The sequence below is a fragment of the Vibrio sp. 970 genome, from assembly GCF_033339075.1.
In genome coordinates this window covers 36,843-58,630 of sequence record NZ_JAWOTW010000019.1, presented here as the reverse complement: position 1 = coordinate 58,630, position 21,788 = coordinate 36,843, and the positions used below count along the sequence as shown (strand labels likewise).

At 46.1% G+C, this 21,788-nt stretch carries 24 protein-coding genes; 22 read left to right on the top strand and 2 right to left on the bottom strand.

The features are described 5' to 3' along the window. Positions 1 to 7: 7 nt before the first annotated feature. Together dnaN and dnaA are read right to left on the bottom strand one after the other, a co-directional pair. Positions 8 to 1,108 (bottom strand): DNA polymerase III subunit beta, encoded by a 1,101-nt coding sequence (dnaN, locus tag R7Q11_RS21420; RefSeq protein WP_005394106.1) that lies wholly within the window; start codon positions 1,106 to 1,108, stop codon positions 8 to 10. Between the two features lie 63 nt (positions 1,109 to 1,171). After that, the gene (gene dnaA, locus R7Q11_RS21415) at positions 1,172 to 2,578 is read right to left on the bottom strand and encodes a chromosomal replication initiator protein DnaA (RefSeq protein WP_005378835.1); all 1,407 of its coding nucleotides are present in this window, start codon (positions 2,576 to 2,578) and stop codon (positions 1,172 to 1,174) included. 412 nt (positions 2,579 to 2,990) lie between these two features. Here dnaA and R7Q11_RS21410 point away from each other — a divergent pair, with 412 nt between their 5' ends. The 22 genes from R7Q11_RS21410 to R7Q11_RS21305 all read left to right on the top strand — a co-directional run bounded on the left by R7Q11_RS21410 (position 2,991) and on the right by R7Q11_RS21305 (position 21,729). Beyond that, complete coding sequence (locus tag R7Q11_RS21410; RefSeq protein WP_005378831.1) at positions 2,991 to 3,737, top strand: amino acid ABC transporter substrate-binding protein; 747 nt, start codon at positions 2,991 to 2,993, stop codon at positions 3,735 to 3,737. 114 nt (positions 3,738 to 3,851) lie between these two features. Next, complete coding sequence (locus R7Q11_RS21405) at positions 3,852 to 4,523, top strand: amino acid ABC transporter permease (RefSeq protein WP_005378829.1); 672 nt, start codon at positions 3,852 to 3,854, stop codon at positions 4,521 to 4,523. Beyond that, positions 4,520 to 5,257 carry an amino acid ABC transporter ATP-binding protein gene (locus R7Q11_RS21400; protein WP_005378827.1) on the top strand — a complete coding sequence of 246 codons (738 nt, stop codon included), beginning with the start codon at positions 4,520 to 4,522 and terminating at the stop codon, positions 5,255 to 5,257. Before R7Q11_RS21405 ends, R7Q11_RS21400 begins: the two co-directional genes overlap by 4 nt. 242 nt (positions 5,258 to 5,499) lie before the next feature. Further along, positions 5,500 to 5,634 carry a 50S ribosomal protein L34 gene (gene rpmH / locus R7Q11_RS21395; protein WP_005378825.1) on the top strand — a complete coding sequence of 45 codons (135 nt, stop codon included), beginning with the start codon at positions 5,500 to 5,502 and terminating at the stop codon, positions 5,632 to 5,634. Between the two features lie 46 nt (positions 5,635 to 5,680). Further along, a complete protein-coding gene (rnpA, locus tag R7Q11_RS21390; protein WP_005394102.1) occupies positions 5,681 to 6,004 on the top strand; it encodes a ribonuclease P protein component in 324 nt (107 codons plus the stop codon). Then, on the top strand, positions 5,971 to 6,228 hold the full coding sequence (gene yidD / locus R7Q11_RS21385) for a membrane protein insertion efficiency factor YidD (protein ID WP_005378822.1): 258 nt from the start codon (positions 5,971 to 5,973) through the stop codon (positions 6,226 to 6,228). The genes rnpA and yidD overlap by 34 nt, the downstream gene beginning before the upstream one ends. 2 nt (positions 6,229 to 6,230) lie before the next feature. Then, a complete protein-coding gene (gene yidC, locus R7Q11_RS21380) occupies positions 6,231 to 7,853 on the top strand; it encodes a membrane protein insertase YidC (RefSeq protein ID WP_005383834.1) in 1,623 nt (540 codons plus the stop codon). 130 nt (positions 7,854 to 7,983) lie between these two features. Next, positions 7,984 to 9,345 carry a tRNA uridine-5-carboxymethylaminomethyl(34) synthesis GTPase MnmE gene (gene mnmE, locus R7Q11_RS21375; protein ID WP_005383836.1) on the top strand — a complete coding sequence of 454 codons (1,362 nt, stop codon included), beginning with the start codon at positions 7,984 to 7,986 and terminating at the stop codon, positions 9,343 to 9,345. Positions 9,346 to 9,445: 100 nt separating this feature from the next. Beyond that, entirely contained in the window at positions 9,446 to 9,880 is a 435-nt protein-coding gene (gene mioC / locus R7Q11_RS21370; RefSeq protein WP_005378900.1) for an FMN-binding protein MioC, read from the top strand. A gap of 477 nt (positions 9,881 to 10,357) precedes the next feature. After that, the gene (mnmG, locus tag R7Q11_RS21365) at positions 10,358 to 12,253 is read left to right on the top strand and encodes a tRNA uridine-5-carboxymethylaminomethyl(34) synthesis enzyme MnmG (RefSeq protein WP_005378901.1); all 1,896 of its coding nucleotides are present in this window, start codon (positions 10,358 to 10,360) and stop codon (positions 12,251 to 12,253) included. Beyond that, positions 12,253 to 12,888 (top strand): 16S rRNA (guanine(527)-N(7))-methyltransferase RsmG, encoded by a 636-nt coding sequence (gene rsmG, locus R7Q11_RS21360; protein ID WP_005378902.1) that lies wholly within the window; start codon positions 12,253 to 12,255, stop codon positions 12,886 to 12,888. The genes mnmG and rsmG overlap by 1 nt, the downstream gene beginning before the upstream one ends. Before the next feature lie 10 nt (positions 12,889 to 12,898). Continuing rightward, entirely contained in the window at positions 12,899 to 13,672 is a 774-nt protein-coding gene (locus R7Q11_RS21355) for a ParA family protein (protein ID WP_005383838.1), read from the top strand. 24 nt (positions 13,673 to 13,696) lie between these two features. Continuing rightward, positions 13,697 to 14,578, top strand: coding sequence for a ParB/RepB/Spo0J family partition protein (locus tag R7Q11_RS21350; RefSeq protein WP_225466708.1), 882 nt, complete (start codon positions 13,697 to 13,699; stop codon positions 14,576 to 14,578). A 189-nt stretch (positions 14,579 to 14,767) separates the two neighbouring features. After that, positions 14,768 to 15,157, top strand: a complete 390-nt coding sequence (locus tag R7Q11_RS21345) for a F0F1 ATP synthase subunit I (RefSeq protein WP_005378921.1) — start codon at positions 14,768 to 14,770, stop codon at positions 15,155 to 15,157. 8 nt (positions 15,158 to 15,165) lie between these two features. Further along, the gene (atpB, locus tag R7Q11_RS21340) at positions 15,166 to 15,978 is read left to right on the top strand and encodes a F0F1 ATP synthase subunit A (RefSeq protein WP_005378922.1); all 813 of its coding nucleotides are present in this window, start codon (positions 15,166 to 15,168) and stop codon (positions 15,976 to 15,978) included. A gap of 57 nt (positions 15,979 to 16,035) precedes the next feature. Then, the gene (gene atpE, locus R7Q11_RS21335; protein WP_002540812.1) at positions 16,036 to 16,290 is read left to right on the top strand and encodes a F0F1 ATP synthase subunit C; all 255 of its coding nucleotides are present in this window, start codon (positions 16,036 to 16,038) and stop codon (positions 16,288 to 16,290) included. A gap of 74 nt (positions 16,291 to 16,364) precedes the next feature. After that, positions 16,365 to 16,835, top strand: a complete 471-nt coding sequence (atpF, locus tag R7Q11_RS21330) for a F0F1 ATP synthase subunit B (RefSeq protein ID WP_005378929.1) — start codon at positions 16,365 to 16,367, stop codon at positions 16,833 to 16,835. Between the two features lie 14 nt (positions 16,836 to 16,849). Continuing rightward, positions 16,850 to 17,383: a F0F1 ATP synthase subunit delta gene (atpH, locus tag R7Q11_RS21325; protein ID WP_225466707.1), complete on the top strand. Its 534-nt coding sequence runs from the start codon at positions 16,850 to 16,852 to the stop codon at positions 17,381 to 17,383. Positions 17,384 to 17,396: 13 nt separating this feature from the next. Continuing rightward, positions 17,397 to 18,938: a F0F1 ATP synthase subunit alpha gene (atpA, locus tag R7Q11_RS21320; RefSeq protein ID WP_005378931.1), complete on the top strand. Its 1,542-nt coding sequence runs from the start codon at positions 17,397 to 17,399 to the stop codon at positions 18,936 to 18,938. Positions 18,939 to 18,982: 44 nt separating this feature from the next. Beyond that, positions 18,983 to 19,849 carry a F0F1 ATP synthase subunit gamma gene (gene atpG / locus R7Q11_RS21315; RefSeq protein ID WP_005378932.1) on the top strand — a complete coding sequence of 289 codons (867 nt, stop codon included), beginning with the start codon at positions 18,983 to 18,985 and terminating at the stop codon, positions 19,847 to 19,849. Positions 19,850 to 19,884: 35 nt separating this feature from the next. Then, complete coding sequence (gene atpD / locus R7Q11_RS21310; protein ID WP_005378933.1) at positions 19,885 to 21,288, top strand: F0F1 ATP synthase subunit beta; 1,404 nt, start codon at positions 19,885 to 19,887, stop codon at positions 21,286 to 21,288. Positions 21,289 to 21,306: 18 nt separating this feature from the next. After that, positions 21,307 to 21,729 carry a F0F1 ATP synthase subunit epsilon gene (locus tag R7Q11_RS21305; protein WP_005378937.1) on the top strand — a complete coding sequence of 141 codons (423 nt, stop codon included), beginning with the start codon at positions 21,307 to 21,309 and terminating at the stop codon, positions 21,727 to 21,729. The last annotated feature ends 59 nt before the right edge of the window (positions 21,730 to 21,788 follow it).

The window sequence follows — 21,788 nt, the reverse complement described above, 5'->3', positions numbered from 1 at the left end:
AGTTGGCTTATAGACGAATTGGCATCACCACGTACATGGCACTGTCATCGTCGGCATTTTCAATCAACGCGCTAGCGTTAGCATCCGACATCGACACACGTACATTTTCACAACGCAACGTGTTCAGAACATCAAGCACATAGCTTACGTTAAAGCCGATTTCGATGGCGTCACCTTCAAAGGTTACATCAAGCATCTCTTCCGCTTCTTCTTGTTCTGGGTTATTCGCGGTTATGCGCATTTCAGTATCAGCCAGATTCACACGCACGCCACGGAATTTTTCGTTGGAAAGAATAGCAGCACGAGAGAAGGCTTGGCGCAACTCGTCACAACTTGCTATTAGTGTCTTATTGGTGCTCTGAGGCAATACACGGCGGTAGTCAGGGAAACGACCATCAACCAACTTAGAGGTAAAAGTAAAGTTATTCACCTCAGCACGAACATTGGAGCTACCGATCTGAAGTACTACGGGCTGCTCTGGCGCATCCATCAACTTTACTAATTCTTGCACACCTTTGCGTGGCACGATGATTTGCTTCTGCGCAAAGTCCGCACCTAGCTGAGTTTGCGATACCGCCATACGGTGGCCGTCCGTCGCTACGCTGCGTAGCGTGGTGCCGTCAATTTCAAACAACATGCCGTTGAGGTAGTAACGAACGTCTTGATTCGCCATCGAGAACTGAGTTTTGTCGATCAGCGTACGTAAATCAGCTTGGCTCAGTGATACTTCCACTTCACTTTGCCAGTCTTCAATATTAGGGAAATCGTTTGCAGGAAGCGTTGCCAACGAGAAACGGCTGCGACCAGAGCGAACTTGTACGCGATCACCTTCTAATACAAATGTGATGATCGCATCGTCCGGTAAACCACGACAGATATCGAGAAACTTACGCGAAGGAACGGTAATGCTGCCCGCTTCAAAATCACCTTCTAGCGTCACTTTGCTTACTAACTCTACTTCAAGATCGGTTGCCGTCATCGACAATACGTTCTCTTCTACTTTAAGAAGTAGGTTACCCAGGATTGGCAGAGTTGGTCGGCCACCTAAAGCGCCCGAAACCTGCTGTAGCGGTTTGATTAAATGACTACGTTCAATGGTAAATTTCATGCTTGGCTCTTTACGCTGTCAGCTCAATAAATGATTTGCTTAGAATACCGTTATTCTAACCGATTACGAAGACAGGGTGCGAATCAAGTTAGAGTAATCTTCTTTAATGTCGTGGCTCTCTTCACGCAGCTGCTCAATCTTGCGACACGCATGAAGTACGGTCGTATGATCGCGGCCCCCAAACGCATCGCCAATTTCAGGCAAGCTATGGTTGGTTAGTTCTTTTGCTAACGCCATGGCCAGCTGACGAGGACGCGCTACAGAACGAGAACGACGCTTAGACAGCAAGTCCGCCACTTTAATCTTGTAGTATTCCGCCACGGTCTTTTGAATGTTATCGATCGTCACCAGCTTCTCTTGTAGAGCAAGCAGATCGCGCAGCGCTTCACGAACAAAATCAATCGTAATTGGACGACCAGTAAAGTTCGCGTTCGCGATAACACGGTTCAGTGCACCTTCGAGCTCACGAACGTTCGAACGCAGACGCTTGGCAATGAAGAATGCCACTTCATCAGCAAGGTGGATTTGGTGATCTTCGGCTTTTTTCATCAAGATCGCCACACGCGTTTCAAGCTCAGGTGGCTCGATCGCAACAGTAAGACCCCAACCAAAGCGAGATTTAAGACGATCTTCAACGCCATTAATTTCTTTAGGATAACGGTCAGACGTTAGAATGATCTGCTGATTACCTTCCAATAGTGCGTTGAAGGTATGGAAGAATTCTTCTTGTGAACGTTCTTTATTAGCAAAGAATTGGATGTCATCGATAAGGAGCGCATCCACGCTGCGGTAGTAGCGTTTGAATTCTTCAATCGCATTGTTTTGCAGCGCTTTCACCATGTCTTGCACAAAACGTTCTGAGTGCATGTAGACCACTTTTGCGTTCGGGTTGTTATCCACAATCGCGTTACCCACCGCATGCAATAAGTGGGTTTTACCCAAACCCGTGCCGCCGTATAGGAATAGTGGGTTGTAAGCTGCACCTGGGTTATCCGATACCTGACGCGCCGCAGCCAAACCCAGTTGGTTCGACTTACCTTCAACAAAGTTGTCGAATTTGTGTTTTGGGTTCATGTTTGAGCGGTGATTGATAGCCGCAATCGCTTGAGCGTCGTCATCCCAGGTTTTGTGTACTGGCTTACGCGCCTGTAATTGCGCAGGTGCAGATGACTCCGCAGCCACATCTGCAGGCGTACGTGTCGGCGCTGGTTTTGGTGCAGAGACAGGTCGGCTCCCCACTTCAAAACGTAAGTTAGGAATATCGCCACCGCAGTATTCCTGCAGTAAGCGAGTAATATTGTTCAGATACTTATCACGCACCCAGTCCAACACAAAGCGGTTTGGCGCGAATAGAGTGAGAGTATTGTCATTGAGCTCCGCTTGTAGCGGACGAACCCACATGCTGAATTCTGTAGCTGGTAGCTCTTCTTGAAGCTGCTGCAAACATTGCAGCCAAAGCGAAGATGACACGGTGCCCCCACTGAGTAATTGAATTATCGGAAAAGACTGGCAATTTTACCTGTTGATAACCAAGATCGCCAGCGATTGATCGACGATCCAGTGAATAAGATCCAAGTTATTCACAATTATTTCTGCAAACTTGATGAGATCAACACACCTTGCCCCAAATTTGCCCACACAACGATCCACAATTGGGCAAAATTCACAAGATCGAGCGATTGGTGATAAGTCTGTGTATTATTTTATTCCCAATGCTGATTTTGTCGATCATTTCGCTAGGTTCAGTTCGCATTTTCGTCACATTTAACATTCTTCTTCTATTATCTAATAACTCACAGGTCTAGGTTATTGCTCTTGGTTATTTATTTAATTGAGCTAACTAACAGTAGTATTTCCAACCATAAAATTATGGAGATGTATTATGAAAAACTGGATTAAGGTTGCCGTTGCAGCCATTGCACTGTCGGCAGCAACCGTACAAGCCGCTACTGAAGTCAAAGTTGGTATGTCAGGTCGCTACTTCCCGTTTACTTTTGTAAAGCAAGACAAGCTACAAGGCTTTGAAGTCGACATGTGGGATGAAATCGGTAAACGTAACGATTACAAAATCGAATACGTAACAGCCAACTTCTCTGGTTTATTTGGTCTTTTAGAAACTGGTCGTATCGATACGATCTCCAACCAAATCACCATGACTGATGAGCGTAAAGCTAAATACCTATTTGCTGACCCTTACGTTGTAGATGGCGCACAAATTACCGTGCGTAAAGGCAACGACAGCATCAAAGGTGTTGACGATCTTGCGGGCAAAACCGTTGCGGTGAACCTAGGCTCTAACTTTGAGCAACTGCTGCGTCAATACGACAAAGACGGCAAGATCAATATTAAAACGTACGACACAGGTATCGAACATGACGTGGCGCTCGGTCGTGCAGATGCATTTGTAATGGATCGTCTTTCTGCTTTAGAACTGATTAAGAAAACTGGTCTTCCTTTGGAATTGGCAGGCGAACCGTTTGAGACCATTCAAAACGCATGGCCTTTCGTGGACAACGAGAAAGGTCGTAAGCTGCAAGAAGAAGTAAACAAAGCACTGGCTGAGATGCGCGCAGATGGTACAGTAGAGAAAATTTCCGTGAAGTGGTTTGGCGCTGACATCACGAAATAAGAACTCTTTGTACTTTAGGCCGCAAAGTGGTATCACTCTCGGACTAAAATAAACTTACGTAAAGGTGGAACTTGTTTTCCACCTTTTCTTTTCTCTAGCCTTTAGGTAAGCCGTATGGGATTTGACTTTAATTACATGTTGGAACTGCTGCCGATATTGCTGAAATATCTTGGCACAACCATGGAAATGGCGACATGGGGATTGGTGTTTTCGCTGATTTTATCCGTCATTTTAGCCAATATTCGCGTATTTAAACTGCCAGTTCTGGATCAATTAAGCCAACTGTACATCAGCTTCTTCCGTGGCACCCCACTGTTGGTTCAGCTTTTCCTGCTTTATTACGGCTTACCGCAAATTTTTCCATTGATGGTCGGTATCGACGCCTTTTCAGCAGCGGTTATCGGTTTAACGCTGCACTTTGCCGCTTATATGGCGGAAAGTATTCGTGCCGCCATTATTGGCATTGATCGCAGCCAAATGGAAGCGAGCTTATCGGTCGGTATGACGACATCCCAAGCAATGCGCCGAGTGATTTTACCTCAAGCAACGCGTGTCGCACTGCCTTCATTGATGAACTATTTCATCGATATGATCAAGTCAACGTCTCTCGCTTTCACGCTTGGTGTGGCCGAAATCATGGCGAAAGCACAGATGGAAGCCTCATCAAGTTTCCGTTTCTTTGAAGCTTTCCTTGCGGTTGCTCTTATTTACTGGGGCGTGGTGGTGATTCTGACTCGCGTACAAATCTGGGCAGAAGCAAAACTGAATAAGGCGTACGTACGATGATTAAGTTAGAAAATATTCACAAACGTTTTGGTGAGACTGAAGTGCTGAAAGGCATCGACCTCGATATTAAGCAAGGTGAGATCATCGTGATTATCGGCTCAAGTGGTACGGGTAAATCAACCTTGCTGCGTACGGTGAACTTTCTAGAACAAGCAGATGAAGGTCGTATCACGATAGATGACATCTCCGTTGATACTCAAAAACACACTAAAGCCGAAGTATTAGCGCTGCGTCGTCGAACTGGCTTTGTGTTCCAAAACTATGCCCTGTTTGCCCACATGAATGCGCGCCAGAACATTGCCGAAGGTCTAGTGACCGTTCGAGGTTGGAAAAAAGCCGATGCTCTCAAACGAGCGCAACAAATTCTGGATGACATCGGCCTTGGGGATAAAGGCGATAGTTATCCAGCGGCATTATCTGGCGGCCAACAACAACGCGTGGGTATCGGCCGAGCGATGGCGCTGCAACCAGAACTGCTGTTGTTTGACGAACCAACTTCTGCGCTGGATCCTGAATGGGTCGGTGAAGTTCTCTCATTAATGAAGAAGTTAGCTAATCAGCATCAAACCATGCTGGTGGTGACGCACGAGATGCAATTCGCGAAAGAAGTCGCTGATAGAGTGATCTTCATGGCGGAAGGCAATATCGTTGAGCAAGGTTCTCCACAGGATATCTTCGATAATCCACAAGATCCTCGTTTGAAAAAATTCCTTAACCAAGTAGGAATAGAGTAACGATCAAGCATCAGGATCGATTGATCCTTGAGATTTTACTCACACTACGTATAATCGCCCGGCCGGAATTTCGTACTCATTGAGTCATTGACACATTATGTGAGTGTGATTACAATTCCGCCTCTTTGTTGAGAGGCGTCGGTTGTCCTTCTCTATATAAAGAGCTTCTTTATATAAGAAAGCAAATACCCACGCCGGGTTTAACAAGAACCTAAAACTACTGATCAGTAAAGGTAATTATCATGAAACGCACTTTTCAACCTACAGTTCTAAAGCGCAAGCGTACTCACGGCTTCCGTGCTCGCATGGCAACTAAGAACGGTCGTAAAGTTATCAACGCACGTCGTGCAAAAGGCCGTGCGCGCCTATCAAAATAATCGCTAGTTTATTTTGAACACGTACGCGTTTAATCGGGAGTTACGTTTGTTAACTCCCGAGCATTATCAAAACGTCTTCCAGCAAGCTCATCGAGCTGGCTCGCCTCATTTCACCATCATTGCTCGCAATAACAAACTTTCTCACCCACGATTAGGTTTAGCGGTTCCCAAAAAGCAAATCAAAACGGCTGTCGGTCGTAACCGATTTAAGCGTTTGGCTCGTGAAAGCTTTCGTAACAATCAACATCAGCTTCCAAACAAAGATTTTGTTGTGATTGCGAAGAAAAGCGCGCAAGATTTAAGCAATGAGGAAATTTTTAAGTTGTTTGATAAGCTATGGCAACGCCTGTCTCGCCCTTCACGTGGATAGCCATTGGGCTCGTTTATCTGTATCGCTGGTTTATCAGCCCTTTGATTGGTCCTCGTTGCCGGTTCACACCAACCTGTTCCACTTACGCGCTAGAAGCTTTGAGAGCTCACGGTTTTGTAAAAGGATGTTGGTTATCAGGCAAACGTCTATTAAAATGCCACCCTTTGAATGAAGGGGGGTATGACCCCGTTCCACCAGTCCAAAAACAAGACAGAGATAACTAACGATGGATTCTCAACGTAATATCCTGCTCATCGGTTTGGCCCTGGTTTCTTTTTTGCTGTTTCAACAATGGCAAGTTGCAAAGAATCCAGAACCTCAAGCAGTTGAACAGGCTCAATCAAGCAGCACTCTACCTGCACCATCTTTTGCTGATGAACTTGACCCAGTTCCTGGTCAACAGCAAGCTTCTGCAAAAACTATCACAGTAACGACTGATGTTTTAACTCTGTCGATCGACACCGTTGGTGGCGATGTGGTACATGCCAACCTTAACGAATACTCTGCTGAGTTAGATTCATCAGATTCCTTTGTTCTGCTTAAAGACGCTCAAGGTCACCAATTTATCGCTCAAAGCGGTCTAGTGGGTCCTCAAGGTATCGACTTGAGCAGCACAAATCGCCCTCACTACAACGTAAGTGCAGACAGCTTCACAATGGCTGACGGTCAAGATGAACTTCGCGTTCCGATGACATTCACTGCAAACGGCATCGAATACACCAAAACTTACATCTTTAAACGCGGCAGCTACGCGCTTAATGTTGAATACGATGTAGTGAACAACTCAGGCAACAACGCAACATTTGGTATGTACGCTCACCTACGTCAAAACCTAATGGACGATGGTGGTAGCATCACAATGCCTACTTACCGTGGTGGCGCATACTCAACAGAAGATACGCGTTACAAGAAGTACAGCTTTGATGATATGCAGGATCGCAACCTGTCTCTTAACCTAGCCGATGGCCAAGGTTGGGCAGCAATGATTCAGCACTACTTTGCCGCAGCTTGGATCCCACGTAACGAACCAGGTACTAACCTATACACTCGTGTAATTGGCAACCTAGGCGACATCGGCGTTCGTATGCCGAACAAAACTATCGCAACAGGCGATCAGGCTAAGTTTGAAGCAACACTTTGGGTTGGTCCAAAACTGCAAGATGAAATGGCAGAAGTGGCACCTAACCTAGACCTAGTAGTGGACTACGGCTGGTTATGGTTCATTGCGAAGCCTCTTCATATGTTGCTTTCATTCATCCAGAGCTTTGTTGGTAACTGGGGTGTGGCAATCATCTGCCTGACCTTCATCGTTCGTGGTGCAATGTACCCACTAACAAAAGCGCAATACACGTCTATGGCGAAAATGCGTATGCTTCAGCCTAAGCTGCAAGCAATGCGTGAGCGTATCGGTGATGACCGTCAGCGCATGAGCCAAGAAATGATGGAACTGTACAAGAAAGAGAAAGTGAACCCACTAGGTGGCTGTTTACCTCTTATCCTACAGATGCCTATTTTCATCGCACTATACTGGGCACTAATGGAATCGGTTGAGCTACGTCACTCTCCATTCTTCGGTTGGATTCATGACCTTTCAGCGCAGGACCCTTACTACATCCTGCCTCTACTGATGGGTGCGTCAATGTTCCTAATCCAGAAGATGAGCCCGACAACGGTAACGGATCCAATGCAGCAGAAGATCATGACCTTTATGCCGGTTATGTTTACCTTCTTCTTCTTGTTCTTCCCATCAGGTCTCGTTCTGTACTGGTTGGTGTCGAACATCGTAACGCTTATCCAGCAAACTCTGATCTACAAAGGATTAGAGAAAAAAGGCTTACACAGCAAGTAACCTTTTAGGAAATGATTGAGAAAGGCGGCCAAAAGGTCGCCTTTTTGTTTTTGGCTGATTACAATTCAGCTAATTAATTGTGATGGCTCCCTAGGTATCTTCCCTATAGCCCAGCTCAAAAGGCAAAATTATGACTACAGATACGATTGTCGCTCAAGCGACCGCGCCTGGTCGTGGCGGTGTCGGTATTATTCGAGTTTCTGGCCCTAAAGCCAACCAAGTGGCGTTAGAAGTCACTGGCAAAACACTAAAGCCCCGCTACGCAGAGTACCTGCCGTTTAAGTCAGAAGATGGCACTGTGCTTGATCAGGGCATCGCACTGTACTTCCCTAACCCACACTCATTTACAGGTGAAGACGTACTTGAGCTGCAAGGCCATGGCGGCCCTGTCGTGATGGATATGCTGATAAAACGCATTCTAGGTATAGATGGTATTCGAGCTGCTCGCCCTGGTGAGTTCTCTGAACGCGCATTTCTGAACGATAAACTCGACCTCGCTCAAGCCGAGGCGATCGCAGACCTCATTGATGCCAGTTCTGAAGAAGCAGCAAAATCGGCACTGCAATCCTTACAGGGCGCATTTTCAGGCCGCATTAATACCTTAGTTGAGTCGCTGATTCATTTGCGTATCTATGTTGAAGCAGCCATCGACTTCCCTGAAGAAGAGATCGACTTTTTGGCCGACGGTAAAGTGGCTGGTGACCTACAAGCCATCATCGACAACCTAGATGCGGTGCGCAAAGAAGCTAACCAAGGCGCTATTATGCGTGAAGGGATGAAAGTCGTGATTGCGGGTCGTCCAAATGCGGGCAAATCAAGCCTACTGAACGCGCTATCGGGTAAAGAATCTGCAATCGTAACCGACATCGCAGGAACCACGCGTGATGTACTGCGTGAGCATATCCATATTGATGGCATGCCACTACACATCATTGATACAGCAGGTTTGCGTGATGCTTCCGATGAAGTAGAGAAAATCGGTATCGAACGCGCGTGGGATGAAATAGCCCAAGCAGACCGCGTGTTGTTCATGGTGGATGGCACGACAACCGATGCCACCGATCCGAAAGATATCTGGCCAGATTTTGTGGATCGCCTACCAGACAACATTGGTATAACTGTGATCCGTAATAAAGCGGATCAAACGGGTGAAGATATGGGGATCTGCCACGTCAATAACCCTACCCTTATCCGTTTGTCAGCGAAGACTGGTGCAGGGGTTGAAGCTCTGCGCGATCATCTCAAGGAGTGTATGGGCTTCTCTGGCAACAGTGAAGGTGGGTTTATGGCTCGTCGTCGTCATCTCGATGCATTAGAACGTGCCGCACAGCACCTTCAAATAGGCCAGGAGCAGCTTGAAGGCTATATGGCTGGTGAAATATTGGCTGAAGAGCTACGCATCACCCAACAACATCTCAATGAGATTACCGGTGAGTTCAGTTCTGACGACTTACTGGGACGAATCTTCTCTTCATTCTGTATCGGGAAGTAAATAATCGAACGCGCGGTGCTGAGCTTAACTCACACCGCGTTTCTTTTTGTACGGCAAGCCATCCATGAGCTTTAGCCGTCGCATTCAATAAGGAAGAAGTATGATCCACATTATTACAGGCAGCACGTTAGGTGGCGCAGAATACGTAGGGGATCACCTGAGTGATCTACTCAACGAGAATGGATTTGAAACAACGATCCACAACCAGCCTTCCCTCAGTGATATCGAAAATCAAGGTACGTGGTTGGTGATCACCTCTACACATGGAGCTGGTGAGTATCCTGATAATATCCAACCTTTTATCGCAGCATTACAAAATACACCGCCAAAAATGACTGATGTAAAATTTGCGGTGATTGCGATTGGTGACTCTAGCTACGATACGTTCTGTGCCGCTGGTCAACACGCTTATGATTTATTAGAGGATATTGGTGCAACCCCTCTCGCAGATTGCTTTAAAATCGATGTACTGAGCCATGATGTGCCAGAAGACGCCGCAGAAATGTGGTTAAAAGAGAATATCGAACGTTTTTAAACTCACGACTTTCCCTTCAACAGAGTCGAAATTCGGCTCTGTTTTCTCCCATGTGAATAACTCCCACCAAATTATTTTGTTTAACCGCTCAAAAACCAACCAAACAGACTGTGGATAACTACAATAAGATCCAGTGATTTTCCTTTAGTTATCCCAATAACAACTTTGATCAATTTCACCCCCTGTGTATAACCACCACTTTTGATCCCAGGTAATCCTCGATCTGATCCAATCATGATCACAAGATATGATCCAAAGAAGATCCATGATCTTGTTGATCATTTTTAGGTTATCCACAGAAACGGTCGATCCTAATAGTAGATCTAATAAAAGATCATATATATAGATCTTATATATATTTATCTTGAAGCTTAAAACGGATAAAACGAGAAAACGTTTTTCTCTCTGGCATAAAGCAGGTAAAATACGGCTCCTTTATCTGTCCATTAAATCCCTTTGAATACCTGAGGTCAGTTCATGCTTTATCACGAAAACTTTGACGTCATTGTTGTCGGTGGCGGACACGCAGGAACGGAAGCCGCGCTCGCATCTGCACGCACAGGACAAAAAACGCTTCTCCTTACCCATAACATCGATACATTAGGCCAGATGTCTTGTAATCCGGCGATCGGTGGTATTGGTAAAGGTCACTTAGTAAAAGAAGTAGATGCTATGGGCGGTTTGATGGCTGAAGCCATCGACCATGCAGGTATTCAGTTTCGTACACTAAATGCCTCCAAAGGTCCTGCAGTACGAGCAACTCGAGCTCAAGCCGATCGCGCTCTGTACAAAGCGTACGTTCGTAATGCATTAGAAAATGCGCCTAACTTAACGTTGTTCCAGCAATCAGTTGATGATCTGATTGTTGAACAAGATCGCGCAGTTGGTGTGGTAACTCAAATGGGACTTCGCTTCCATGCGAAAGCCGTTGTGCTAACCGTGGGTACCTTCCTTGGTGGTAAGATCCACATAGGTATGGAAAGCTCGTCTGGTGGTCGTGCCGGGGATCCACCATCGATCGCATTAGCGGATCGACTGCGTGAACTGCCGTTCCGTGTGGATCGTTTAAAAACAGGTACTCCACCGCGCATTGATGCTCGTACTGTTGATTTTTCAGTGCTAGAAGCTCAGCACGGTGATAACCCAACGCCTGTATTCTCGTTCATGGGCAAACGTGAACAGCATCCGCGTCAGATTCCATGTTTCATCACCCACACCAATGAACAAACTCACGATGTGATCCGTAGTAACTTGGATCGCAGTCCAATGTACGCAGGTGTGATTGAAGGTATTGGTCCGCGTTACTGTCCGTCTATTGAAGACAAAGTGATGCGTTTCGCTGACAAAAACAGCCACCAAATCTTCATTGAGCCAGAAGGCCTAACCACGCACGAGTTATACCCTAATGGTATCTCGACCAGCTTGCCATTTGATGTGCAAGTACAAATCGTGCGCTCAATGAAAGGGTTTGAAAATGCACACATCGTTCGCCCAGGTTATGCGATTGAATATGATTTCTTCGATCCACGTGATTTGAAGCAAACGTACGAGACGAAGTTCATCCATGGTTTGTTCTTTGCTGGCCAGATTAATGGTACGACTGGCTACGAAGAAGCCGCAGCGCAAGGCTTGATGGCGGGCCTAAACGCAAGCTTGTTTAGTCAAGACAAAGAAGGCTGGAGCCCACGTCGTGACCAAGCTTACATGGGCGTGTTGATTGATGACTTATCGACCATGGGTACCAAAGAGCCGTACCGCATGTTCACTTCTCGTGCGGAATACCGCCTGCTACTTCGTGAAGATAACGCCGATTTACGTTTAACGGAAAAAGCGCGCGAGCTAGGCTTGATTGATGATGTTCGTTGGGCTCGCTTTAACGAGAAAATCAACAATATGGAAACGGAGCGTCAGCGTTTGAAAGCAACGTGGATGAATCCGAAGTCAGAGGGTGTTGATGAGTTGAACAAGCTGCTGAAAACCCCAATGGCCCGTGAAGCGAGTGGTGAGGATCTTCTGCGTCGTCCAGAGATCACTTATTCGCAACTGACGCAACTTGAAGCGTTTGCTCCTGCTCTTGAAGATCAGCAAGCGGCTGAGCAAGTTGAAATTCAAGTGAAATACGATGGTTACATCAAGCGTCAGCAGGAAGAGATCGAAAAATCACTGCGTCACGAAAATACCAAGTTACCTGCTGATTTGGATTACCGCGATGTAAAAGGTTTATCAAACGAAGTCGTTGCTAAACTGAGCGAGGCCAAACCAGAGAGCATCGGTATTGCATCACGCATTTCTGGTATTACGCCTGCTGCAATTTCTATTCTACTTGTTCACTTGAAAAAGCATGGTTTGCTGAAGAAAGGTGAGGAAGAATAATGAGCGCATTGCGAACAAAGCTGGATTCACTGATCGCGAAAACCGATTTGGAAGTGTCAGAACAGCAACGAGAGCAGTTAGTTGGTTATGTCGAACTGCTCGACAAATGGAACAAAGCGTACAATTTAACATCGGTACGTGATCCGCTTGATATGTTAGTGAAACATATTCTTGATAGTATCGTTGTAAGCGCACACCTGCCCGGTGAGCGCTTCATTGATGTTGGTACTGGTCCGGGGTTACCGGGCATCCCTTTGGCAATCATGAACCCTGAGAAAACCTTCTTTTTGCTCGACAGTCTTGGCAAACGCATCCGTTTTATCAAGCAAGTTGTGCACACATTAGGGCTGAAAAACGTGACACCAATTCAAAGTCGCGTCGAAGAATTCCAGCCTGAAGAAAAATTTGATGGCGTTTTGAGTCGAGCTTTTGCTTCAATGACAGACATGGTGGAATGGTGCCACCATTTGCCGAAACAAGAGCACGGGGTGTTTCTAGCGCTGAAAGGACAGCACCCTAAAGATGAAATGGATCAGCTTCCTGAATGGTGCAGTGTGACAGAGATCATATCTTTGGCTGTTCCTGAGTTGGAAGGTGATCGTCATCTAGTAATCTTATCGCGCAAGGAAAATTAGCGAGGTAATCGTGGGTAAAATTGTAGCAATAGCCAACCAGAAAGGTGGGGTCGGCAAAACAACAACGTGCATTAACTTAGCGGCTTCGATGGCGGCAACAAAGCGCAAGGTTTTGGTGATCGATCTCGACCCGCAAGGCAATGCTACGATGGCCAGTGGCGTGGATAAGTATATGGTCGACGCCACCGCATACGATCTTTTGGTCGAAGATACACCGTTCGATCAAGTCGTTTGTACCCAAACAACAGGGAAGTATGATTTGATCGCGGCGAACGGAGACGTAACCGCGGCAGAAATCAAATTGATGGAAGTTTTCGCTCGTGAAGTGCGTCTAAAAAATGCATTGTCGTCAGTTCGCGATAACTATGATTTCATCTTTATTGATTGTCCTCCTTCTCTAAACCTTCTTACAATCAATGCGATGGCGGCAGCTGACTCTGTGTTGGTGCCGATGCAATGTGAATACTTTGCGTTAGAAGGTTTAACTGCTCTTATGGATACAATCAGCAAGTTAGCGGCTGTTGTGAATGAAAACCTCAAAATCGAAGGTTTATTGCGTACCATGTACGACCCACGCAACCGCTTATCGAATGAAGTATCCGATCAACTTAAAAAACACTTTGGGAATAAAGTTTACCGTACTGTCATTCCGCGTAATGTTCGTTTGGCTGAAGCACCAAGTCACGGTAAGCCTGCAATGTACTACGATAAGTACTCCGCAGGTGCCAAAGCGTATCTTGCTCTAGCGGGCGAAATGCTCCGCCGCGAAGAAATCCCAGTTTAACTCTAACCTAAGGAATTCAATCCCATGTCTAAGCGTGGTCTCGGAAAAGGACTGGATGCGTTATTGTCGACCAGTTCGTTTGCTCGTGAAAAACAGCATATTGCATCGCATAGCCAAGAATTATCGGCAGACGGTGAGTTAACCGATTTAGCGATTGGTCAATTGCAGCCGGGCGTATACCAACCGCGTAAAGATATGGCGCCTGAAGCGCTAGAAGAACTAGCGGCTTCGATTCAATCACAAGGCATTATTCAACCAATCGTGGTTCGCCAGGTCGAAAATGGTCAGTTTGAGATCATCGCAGGTGAACGCCGCTGGCGTGCTGCAAGGCAGGCGGGTTTAAAACGCGTGCCGTGTTTGGTGAAAAAAGTTGAAGATCGTGCCGCCATCGCCATGGCGTTGATTGAAAACATTCAACGTGAAGACTTGAATGTGATTGAGGAAGCCCAAGCGCTTGAGCGTCTACAAGATGAATTCACGCTGACACATCAGCAATTGGCCGATGTGATTGGTAAATCAAGAACGACGGTGAGCAACCTATTACGTCTGAATCAGTTGGAAGTTGATGTAAAAGGTCTGGTTGCAGATAAAAAATTGGAAATGGGTCATGCTCGAGCTCTGTTAGCGTTAGAAGGCGAACAGCAAGTCGAAGTAGCTCAACAAGTGGCTAAGAAGCAAATGACTGTTCGCCAAACCGAACAGTTAGTAAAAAAGTGCTTAGCTCCACAAAATGAGCAAAAAGGGCAACAAGAGGATACCGAAGCCGAGCAAATGTCGCATAAATTGAGTCAGCTGCTTGATGCAAAAGTTTCTCTTACCCGTTCTGCAAACGGAAAAGCGAAATTGACGATAAGTCTTGATGAGCCTCACAAATTGGACCAACTAATTGCCAAGCTTGAGGCCTAGATGAGATAATTGATTTAGGTCAATTAATCTAATTAATCGAATTTTGTGCGAAAGTTGTCGTTTTGTAAACAAAACTGTAAGTTTTTGATGCAATCGAATTGCTTTACGTTGAACTGAACGTATAATTTTCGCCAATTTCCCAGCACAGAGAGTTAAGTGCGAAGTGGATATTACTAGAGGTACGAATACATGGTAGCTGCGTTAGCTAGACCAGGACGAGAGCTCGCAAGGCAATTGTTAATGATCCAGTCTGGCGCGGTTATTTTTGTGGCAGCAGGAATGGCGGTAGCCATAAATCCTGACTGGGGATTTTCAGCGCTGATTGGCGGAGGCATTTTTGTTGTTGCCAATGCAGTATTCGCGCTGTGTGCTTTCATGTTTAGTGGAGCTCGCGCTGCCAAGCGCATCGCTGCTTCCTTCTATACGGGTGAAGTACTGAAAATTCTCATCACGGTTGCACTGTTCTATGTTGCCTACATGTATATGCAGGTGGAACTTGTTCCCCTCAAACTAACCTATTTGCTGGTACTAGGTATTAATATCTGTGCACCAGTGCTATTCATTAACAACAAAAAATAGGATGAGTTATGGCTGCGCCAGGTGAAGCGCTAACATCGTCCGGTTACATTGCCCACCACCTTTCTAACCTATCGCTATACAAGTTGGGTTTAGTAGGGTCGGAGACAAGTTTCTGGAACGTACATATCGATAGCCTGTTTTTTTCTTGGTTTACTGGTTTAATCTTCCTCGGAATTTTTTACAAAGTAGCAAAGAGAACAACAGCGGGTGTACCGGGTAAGCTTCAGTGTGCTGTAGAAATGATCGTTGAATTTGTCGCCGATAACGTCAAAGACACGTTCCATGGACGCAACCCACTGATCGCGCCTTTAGCACTGACTATCTTTTGTTGGGTATTTTTGATGAACGTGATGGACTTAGTTCCTATCGACTTCTTACCATACCCAGCAGAGCATTGGCTAGGTATTCCTTACCTTAAGGTTGTACCGTCTGCTGATGTGAATATCACCATGGCTATGGCTCTAGGCGTTTTTGCATTGATGATTTACTACAGCATCAAAGTAAAAGGTCTAGGTGGATTCGCAAAAGAACTTGCACTACATCCATTCAATCACCCACTGATGATTCCGTTTAACCTACTAATTGAAGTGGTATCGCTATTAGCGAAACCTCTATCACTTGGTATGCGTCTATTCGGTAACATGTTCGCGGGTGAGGTTGTATTCATTCTTTGTGCGGCAATGCTACCATGGTACTTACAATGGATGGGTTCACTACCGTGGGCAATCTTCCATATCTTGGTTATTACGATTCAAGCCTTCGTATTCATGATGTTGACAATTGTTTACCTGTCAATGGCACACGAAGATCCTGATCATTAATTTTTTTAAAGCTTTTTATTTGGGCACTAAGCCAACAACTATAAATTGGAGATAGTAATGGAAACTTTACTGAGCTTTTCTGCAATCGCCGTAGGTATTATCGTCGGTCTTGCTTCTCTTGGTACAGCGATTGGTTTCGCACTGCTAGGTGGTAAATTCCTAGAAGGTGCTGCACGTCAACCAGAAATGGCTCCTATGCTACAAGTTAAGATGTTCATCATCGCGGGTCTACTTGATGCGGTTCCAATGATCGGTATCGTAATCGCGCTACTATTCACTTTCGCAAACCCATTCGTTGGTCAACTAGGTTAATCACCTTTAACTCGGGACGGGCGATTATCGCTTGTCACTGATTAACACTAAGTCCAAATAGAGGGGTAGCTGTTGTGAACATAAACGCAACTCTGCTAGGTCAAGCAATCTCGTTCGCACTATTTGTGTGGTTCTGCATGAAGTATGTATGGCCACCATTGATGCAAGCGATCGAAGAGCGTCAGAAGAAAATTGCTGATGGTCTTCAAGCAGCAGAACGTGCTGCGAAAGACTTGGATCTAGCACAAGCCAACGCTTCTGATCAATTGAAAGAAGCGAAGCGCACAGCAACTGAGATCATCGAACAAGCGAACAAACGTAAGTCTCAAATTCTTGATGAAGCTCGCGAGGAAGCTCAGGCAGAACGCCAGAAAATCCTAGCGCAAGCAGAAGCAGAACTTGAAGCTGAACGCAATCGTGCACGCGATGAGCTGCGCAAACAAGTTGCTACTCTGGCTGTAGCTGGTGCTGAGAAAATCCTTGAGCGTTCTATCGATAAAGATGCGCAAAAAGATATTCTCGACAACATTACTGCAAAACTTTAAGTCTGGGGGCGCATATGTCTGATTTGACTACTATCGCACGCCCCTATGCTAAAGCAGCCTTCGACTTTGCTTTAGAGAAAGACCAGTTGGACCAATGGGGCCAAATGTTATCTTTTGCTGCTGAAGTGGCCAAAAACGAACAAATGAACGAACTACTAACGGGTTCGGTTTCTGCTGACAAAATGGCAGAAATTTTTGTTGCAGTTTGCGGCGAACAAGTTGATGCGCACGGTCAAAACCTTTTGAAGGTAATGGCTGAGAATGGTCGTTTAGCGGCCCTTCCTGATGTTTGCACGGAGTTTTTAACTCTGAAAAAAGAACATGAGAAAGAAATTGATGTTGAAGTAATTTCAGCAACAGAGCTTTCTGATGAACAACTTGCAAACATTGGCAGCAAACTTGAAAAGCGTCTTGAACGCAAAGTGAAGCTGAATTGCAGTGTAGATGAGACCCTACTTGGTGGGGTTATTATTCGAGCCGGAGACCTAGTCATCGATGACTCAGCGCGTGGTCGTTTGAACCGCCTGAGCGATGCATTGCAGTCTTAATGGGGATTGGAGCATGCAACTTAATTCCACGGAAATTAGCGATCTGATCAAACAACGTATCGAATCTTTCGAAGTTGTTAGTGAAGCTCGCAACGAGGGTACTATCGTATCGGTAAGCGATGGTATCATCCGCATCCACGGCCTAGCGGACGTGATGCAAGGTGAAATGATTGAATTACCGGGTGGCCGTTATGCACTGGCACTTAACCTTGAGCGTGACTCGGTTGGTGCGGTTGTAATGGGCCCATATGCTGACCTTAAGGAAGGCATGAAAGTTACAGGTACTGGCCGCATTCTTGAAGTGCCAGTTGGTCCAGAACTACTAGGCCGCGTAGTAAACACGCTGGGTGAGCCTATCGATGGTAAAGGTCCAATCGAAGCGAAAATGACTTCGCCTGTAGAAGTGATCGCACCAGGTGTAATCGACCGTAAATCGGTAGACCAACCTGTGCAAACTGGTTATAAGTCAGTTGACTCAATGATCCCAATCGGTCGTGGTCAGCGTGAGCTTATCATCGGTGACCGTCAGATTGGTAAAACAGCACTGGCGATCGACGCGATCATCAACCAGAAAGACTCTGGTATTTTCTCTATCTACGTAGCAATCGGTCAGAAAGCATCGACTATCGCTAACGTTGTTCGCAAACTAGAAGAGCACGGCGCACTACAAAATACTATCGTTGTAGTTGCATCAGCTTCTGAATCTGCAGCGCTTCAATACCTAGCGCCTTACGCAGGTTGTGCGATGGGTGAATACTTCCGCGATCGCGGTGAAGACGCACTGATTGTTTACGATGATCTATCTAAGCAAGCGGTAGCTTACCGTCAGATCTCTCTACTACTTAAACGTCCACCAGGCCGTGAGGCATTCCCAGGTGACGTATTCTACTTACACTCGCGTCTACTAGAGCGTGCAGCTCGTGTAAACGAAGAGTACGTAGAGCGTTTCACTAACGGTGAAGTGAAAGGTAAGACTGGTTCTTTGACTGCTCTTCCTATCATCGAAACTCAAGCAGGTGACGTTTCAGCATTCGTACCGACTAACGTAATCTCGATTACCGATGGTCAGATCTTCCTACAAACTGAGCTATTCAACGCTGGTGTTCGTCCTGCTGTTGACCCAGGTATCTCAGTATCTCGTGTAGGTGGTTCAGCTCAGACGAAAATCATCAAGAAACTATCAGGTGGTATCCGTACAGCACTAGCTGCATACCGTGAACTAGCGGCATTTGCTCAGTTCTCTTCTGACCTTGATGACGCAACGAAGAAACAGCTAGACCATGGTCAAAAAGTTACAGAACTAATGAAGCAGAAGCAGTACGCTCCAATGTCTGTATTTGACCAAGCTCTAACTATCTTCGCGGCAGAGCGCGGTTACCTTGATGATGTAGAACTTAACAAAGTTCTAGATTTCGAGGCGGCTCTACTATCGTACGCTCGCGGTCAATACGCTGAACTAGCAGCTGAGATCGACAAGTCTGGCGCTTACAACGATGAAATCGAAGCTCAGTTGAAGAAACTGACTGACGACTTCAAAGCAACCCAAACTTGGTAATTAGGTCGGTGGCAGTTTCTGCCACCAACTAACGGAGAGTAACGATGGCCGGCGCAAAAGAGATACGTAATAAAATCGGTAGTGTTAAAAGCACTCAGAAAATTACGAAAGCGATGGAAATGGTAGCAGCTTCAAAAATGCGTCGTTCTCAAGATGCAATGGAAGCTTCTCGTCCATACGCTGAAACAATGCGTAAAGTGATCGGTCATGTGGCTAACGCAAACCTAGAGTACCGTCATCCGTACCTAGAAGAGCGTGAAGCTAAACGTGTTGGTTACATCATCGTTTCGACAGACCGTGGTCTGTGTGGTGGTTTGAACATTAACGTGTTCAAAAAAGCCGTTACAGACATGCAAGCATGGAGAGAGAAAGGTGCTGAGATTGAGCTAGCCGTTGTTGGCTCAAAAGCAACAGCTTTCTTTAAACATGGTGGCGCAAAAGTTGCGGCACAGGTTTCTGGTCTTGGAGATAATCCAAGCCTACAAGACCTTATCGGCTCTGTTGGCGTAATGCTGAAGAAATACGATGAAGGTGAACTGGACCGTCTATATGTAGTATTCAACAAGTTTGTAAATACTATGGTTCAGCAACCAACGATCGATCAATTGCTACCTTTGCCTAAATCGGACAGCGAAGAGATGCAGCGTGAGCATTCATGGGACTACATCTATGAGCCTGAACCAAAACCTCTACTGGATACGCTATTAGTGCGTTACGTAGAGTCTCAGGTATACCAAGGTGTGGTTGAGAACCTTGCTTGTGAGCAAGCGGCTCGAATGATTGCGATGAAGGCTGCAACGGATAACGCAACCAGTTTGATTGACGATTTGGAACTTGTGTACAACAAAGCCCGTCAGGCTGCGATTACACAAGAACTATCAGAAATCGTTGGTGGTGCAGCTGCGGTTTAAGCTTAGGTAAAACGAAATAGTTTAGAGGATTAACGATGGCTACAGGTAAGATCGTACAGATCATCGGTGCGGTAGTCGACGTAGAGTTCCCACAGAGCGATGTACCTAGTGTATATGACGCTCTAAACGTAACGGACTCAAAAGAGCGTCTAGTTCTTGAAGTTCAACAACAGCTAGGCGGTGGCGTAGTTCGTTGTATCGTAATGGGTAGCTCTGATGGTTTACGTCGTGGAGTAGAAGTGGTTAACACTGGCGCTCCAATTTCAGTACCAGTAGGTACTAAAACTCTAGGTCGTATCATGAACGTCCTAGGTGACGCGATTGACGAGCGTGGTGAAGTGGGTGCGGAAGAGGTTTACTCTATCCACCGTAGTGCACCAAGCTACGAAGAGCAATCAAACGAAATTGCACTTCTAGAAACGGGCGTTAAAGTAATCGACCTAATTTGTCCATTCGCTAAGGGTGGTAAAATCGGTCTATTCGGTGGTGCAGGTGTAGGTAAGACCGTTAACATGATGGAACTTATCAACAACATCGCACTACAGCACTCAGGTCTATCAGTATTTGCTGGTGTTGGTGAGCGTACTCGTGAAGGTAACGATTTCTACTACGAGATGCAGGAAGCGGGCGTTGTAAACGTTGAGAAGCCTGAAGAATCAAAAGTAGCGATGGTTTACGGTCAGATGAACGAGCCACCAGGTAACCGTCTACGTGTTGCACTGACTGGTCTAACAATGGCAGAGCGTTTCCGTGACGAAGGTCGTGACGTACTACTGTTCATTGATAACATCTACCGTTACACACTTGCAGGTACAGAGGTATCAGCACTACTAGGTCGTATGCCTTCTGCGGTAGGTTACCAGCCAACTCTTGCAGAAGAGATGGGTGTACTTCAGGAGCGTATCACGTCAACGAAATCAGGTTCTATCACGTCTGTACAGGCGGTATACGTACCTGCGGATGACTTGACTGACCCGTCTCCAGCAACAACGTTCGCGCACTTGGATGCAACGGTTGTACTTAACCGTAACATCGCTGCAATGGGTCTATACCCTGCGATCGACCCGCTAGATTCAACATCTCGTATGCTTGATCCACTAGTCGTTGGTCAAGATCACTACGAAGTTGCTCGTGGTGTTCAGCAGACTCTTCAGCGCTACAAAGAGCTGAAAGATATCATTGCTATCCTAGGTATGGACGAGCTATCTGAAGAAGATAAGCAAGTTGTATCTCGTGCACGTAAGATTGAGCGTTTCCTAACTCAGCCTTACCACGTAGCAGAAGTATTTACAGGTGACCCTGGTATTTACGTACCTCTAAAAGAGACTCTACGTGGCTTTAAAGGCCTACTAGCTGGTGAATACGACGACATTCCTGAGCAGGCATTTATGTACTGCGGTAGCATCGACGATGCTATTGAGAATGCGAAGAAGCTATAAGGCTAACTAGGAGGCGATATGGCAGCAATAACCTTTCACCTAGACGTAGTAAGCGCTGAGAAGAAAATCTTCTCTGGTCGTGTTGAAACGTTTCAGGTGACCGGTAGCGAAGGTGAACTTGGTATTTTCCATGGTCACACACCGCTGCTGACCGCTATCAAGCCTGGTATGGTGCGTATTGTGAAACAGCACGGCCACGAAGAAATTATTTATGTTTCTGGTGGTATGGTAGAGATTCAGCCTGGTACAGCGACTGTACTAGCTGATACAGCTATCCGTGGTGAAGAGCTAGACGCAGCGAAGGCAGAAGAAGCCAAACGCCGCGCTGAGGAGCAAATCCAGAATCAGCATGGTGACATGGACTTCGCACAAGCGGCCAGTGAACTGGCTAAAGCCATTGCTCAGCTACGAGTTATCGAGCTGACAAAAAAGCGTCGCTAAGCTCAATTAGCAACGTTGCATGAAAAAAGGCGGCCAATTGGTCGCCTTTTTGATTAATT

Coding starts and splice junctions, on each gene's coding strand:
- dnaN (WP_005394106.1), bottom strand. CDS start 1,108: ATGAAATTTACCATTGAACGTAGTCATTTAATCAAACCGCTACAGCAG.
- R7Q11_RS21345 (WP_005378921.1), top strand. CDS start 14,768: ATGGTAGCTGCGTTAGCTAGACCAGGACGAGAGCTCGCAAGGCAATTG.
- yidC (WP_005383834.1), top strand. CDS start 6,231: ATGGATTCTCAACGTAATATCCTGCTCATCGGTTTGGCCCTGGTTTCT.
- R7Q11_RS21350 (WP_225466708.1), top strand. CDS start 13,697: ATGTCTAAGCGTGGTCTCGGAAAAGGACTGGATGCGTTATTGTCGACC.
- yidD (WP_005378822.1), top strand. CDS start 5,971: ATGGCAACGCCTGTCTCGCCCTTCACGTGGATAGCCATTGGGCTCGTT.
- rpmH (WP_005378825.1), top strand. CDS start 5,500: ATGAAACGCACTTTTCAACCTACAGTTCTAAAGCGCAAGCGTACTCAC.
- atpA (WP_005378931.1), top strand. CDS start 17,397: ATGCAACTTAATTCCACGGAAATTAGCGATCTGATCAAACAACGTATC.
- R7Q11_RS21410 (WP_005378831.1), top strand. CDS start 2,991: ATGAAAAACTGGATTAAGGTTGCCGTTGCAGCCATTGCACTGTCGGCA.
- atpE (WP_002540812.1), top strand. CDS start 16,036: ATGGAAACTTTACTGAGCTTTTCTGCAATCGCCGTAGGTATTATCGTC.
- rsmG (WP_005378902.1), top strand. CDS start 12,253: ATGAGCGCATTGCGAACAAAGCTGGATTCACTGATCGCGAAAACCGAT.
- mnmG (WP_005378901.1), top strand. CDS start 10,358: ATGCTTTATCACGAAAACTTTGACGTCATTGTTGTCGGTGGCGGACAC.
- atpB (WP_005378922.1), top strand. CDS start 15,166: ATGGCTGCGCCAGGTGAAGCGCTAACATCGTCCGGTTACATTGCCCAC.
- mnmE (WP_005383836.1), top strand. CDS start 7,984: ATGACTACAGATACGATTGTCGCTCAAGCGACCGCGCCTGGTCGTGGC.
- mioC (WP_005378900.1), top strand. CDS start 9,446: ATGATCCACATTATTACAGGCAGCACGTTAGGTGGCGCAGAATACGTA.
- R7Q11_RS21405 (WP_005378829.1), top strand. CDS start 3,852: ATGGGATTTGACTTTAATTACATGTTGGAACTGCTGCCGATATTGCTG.
- atpD (WP_005378933.1), top strand. CDS start 19,885: ATGGCTACAGGTAAGATCGTACAGATCATCGGTGCGGTAGTCGACGTA.
- atpG (WP_005378932.1), top strand. CDS start 18,983: ATGGCCGGCGCAAAAGAGATACGTAATAAAATCGGTAGTGTTAAAAGC.
- atpH (WP_225466707.1), top strand. CDS start 16,850: ATGTCTGATTTGACTACTATCGCACGCCCCTATGCTAAAGCAGCCTTC.
- R7Q11_RS21305 (WP_005378937.1), top strand. CDS start 21,307: ATGGCAGCAATAACCTTTCACCTAGACGTAGTAAGCGCTGAGAAGAAA.
- R7Q11_RS21400 (WP_005378827.1), top strand. CDS start 4,520: ATGATTAAGTTAGAAAATATTCACAAACGTTTTGGTGAGACTGAAGTG.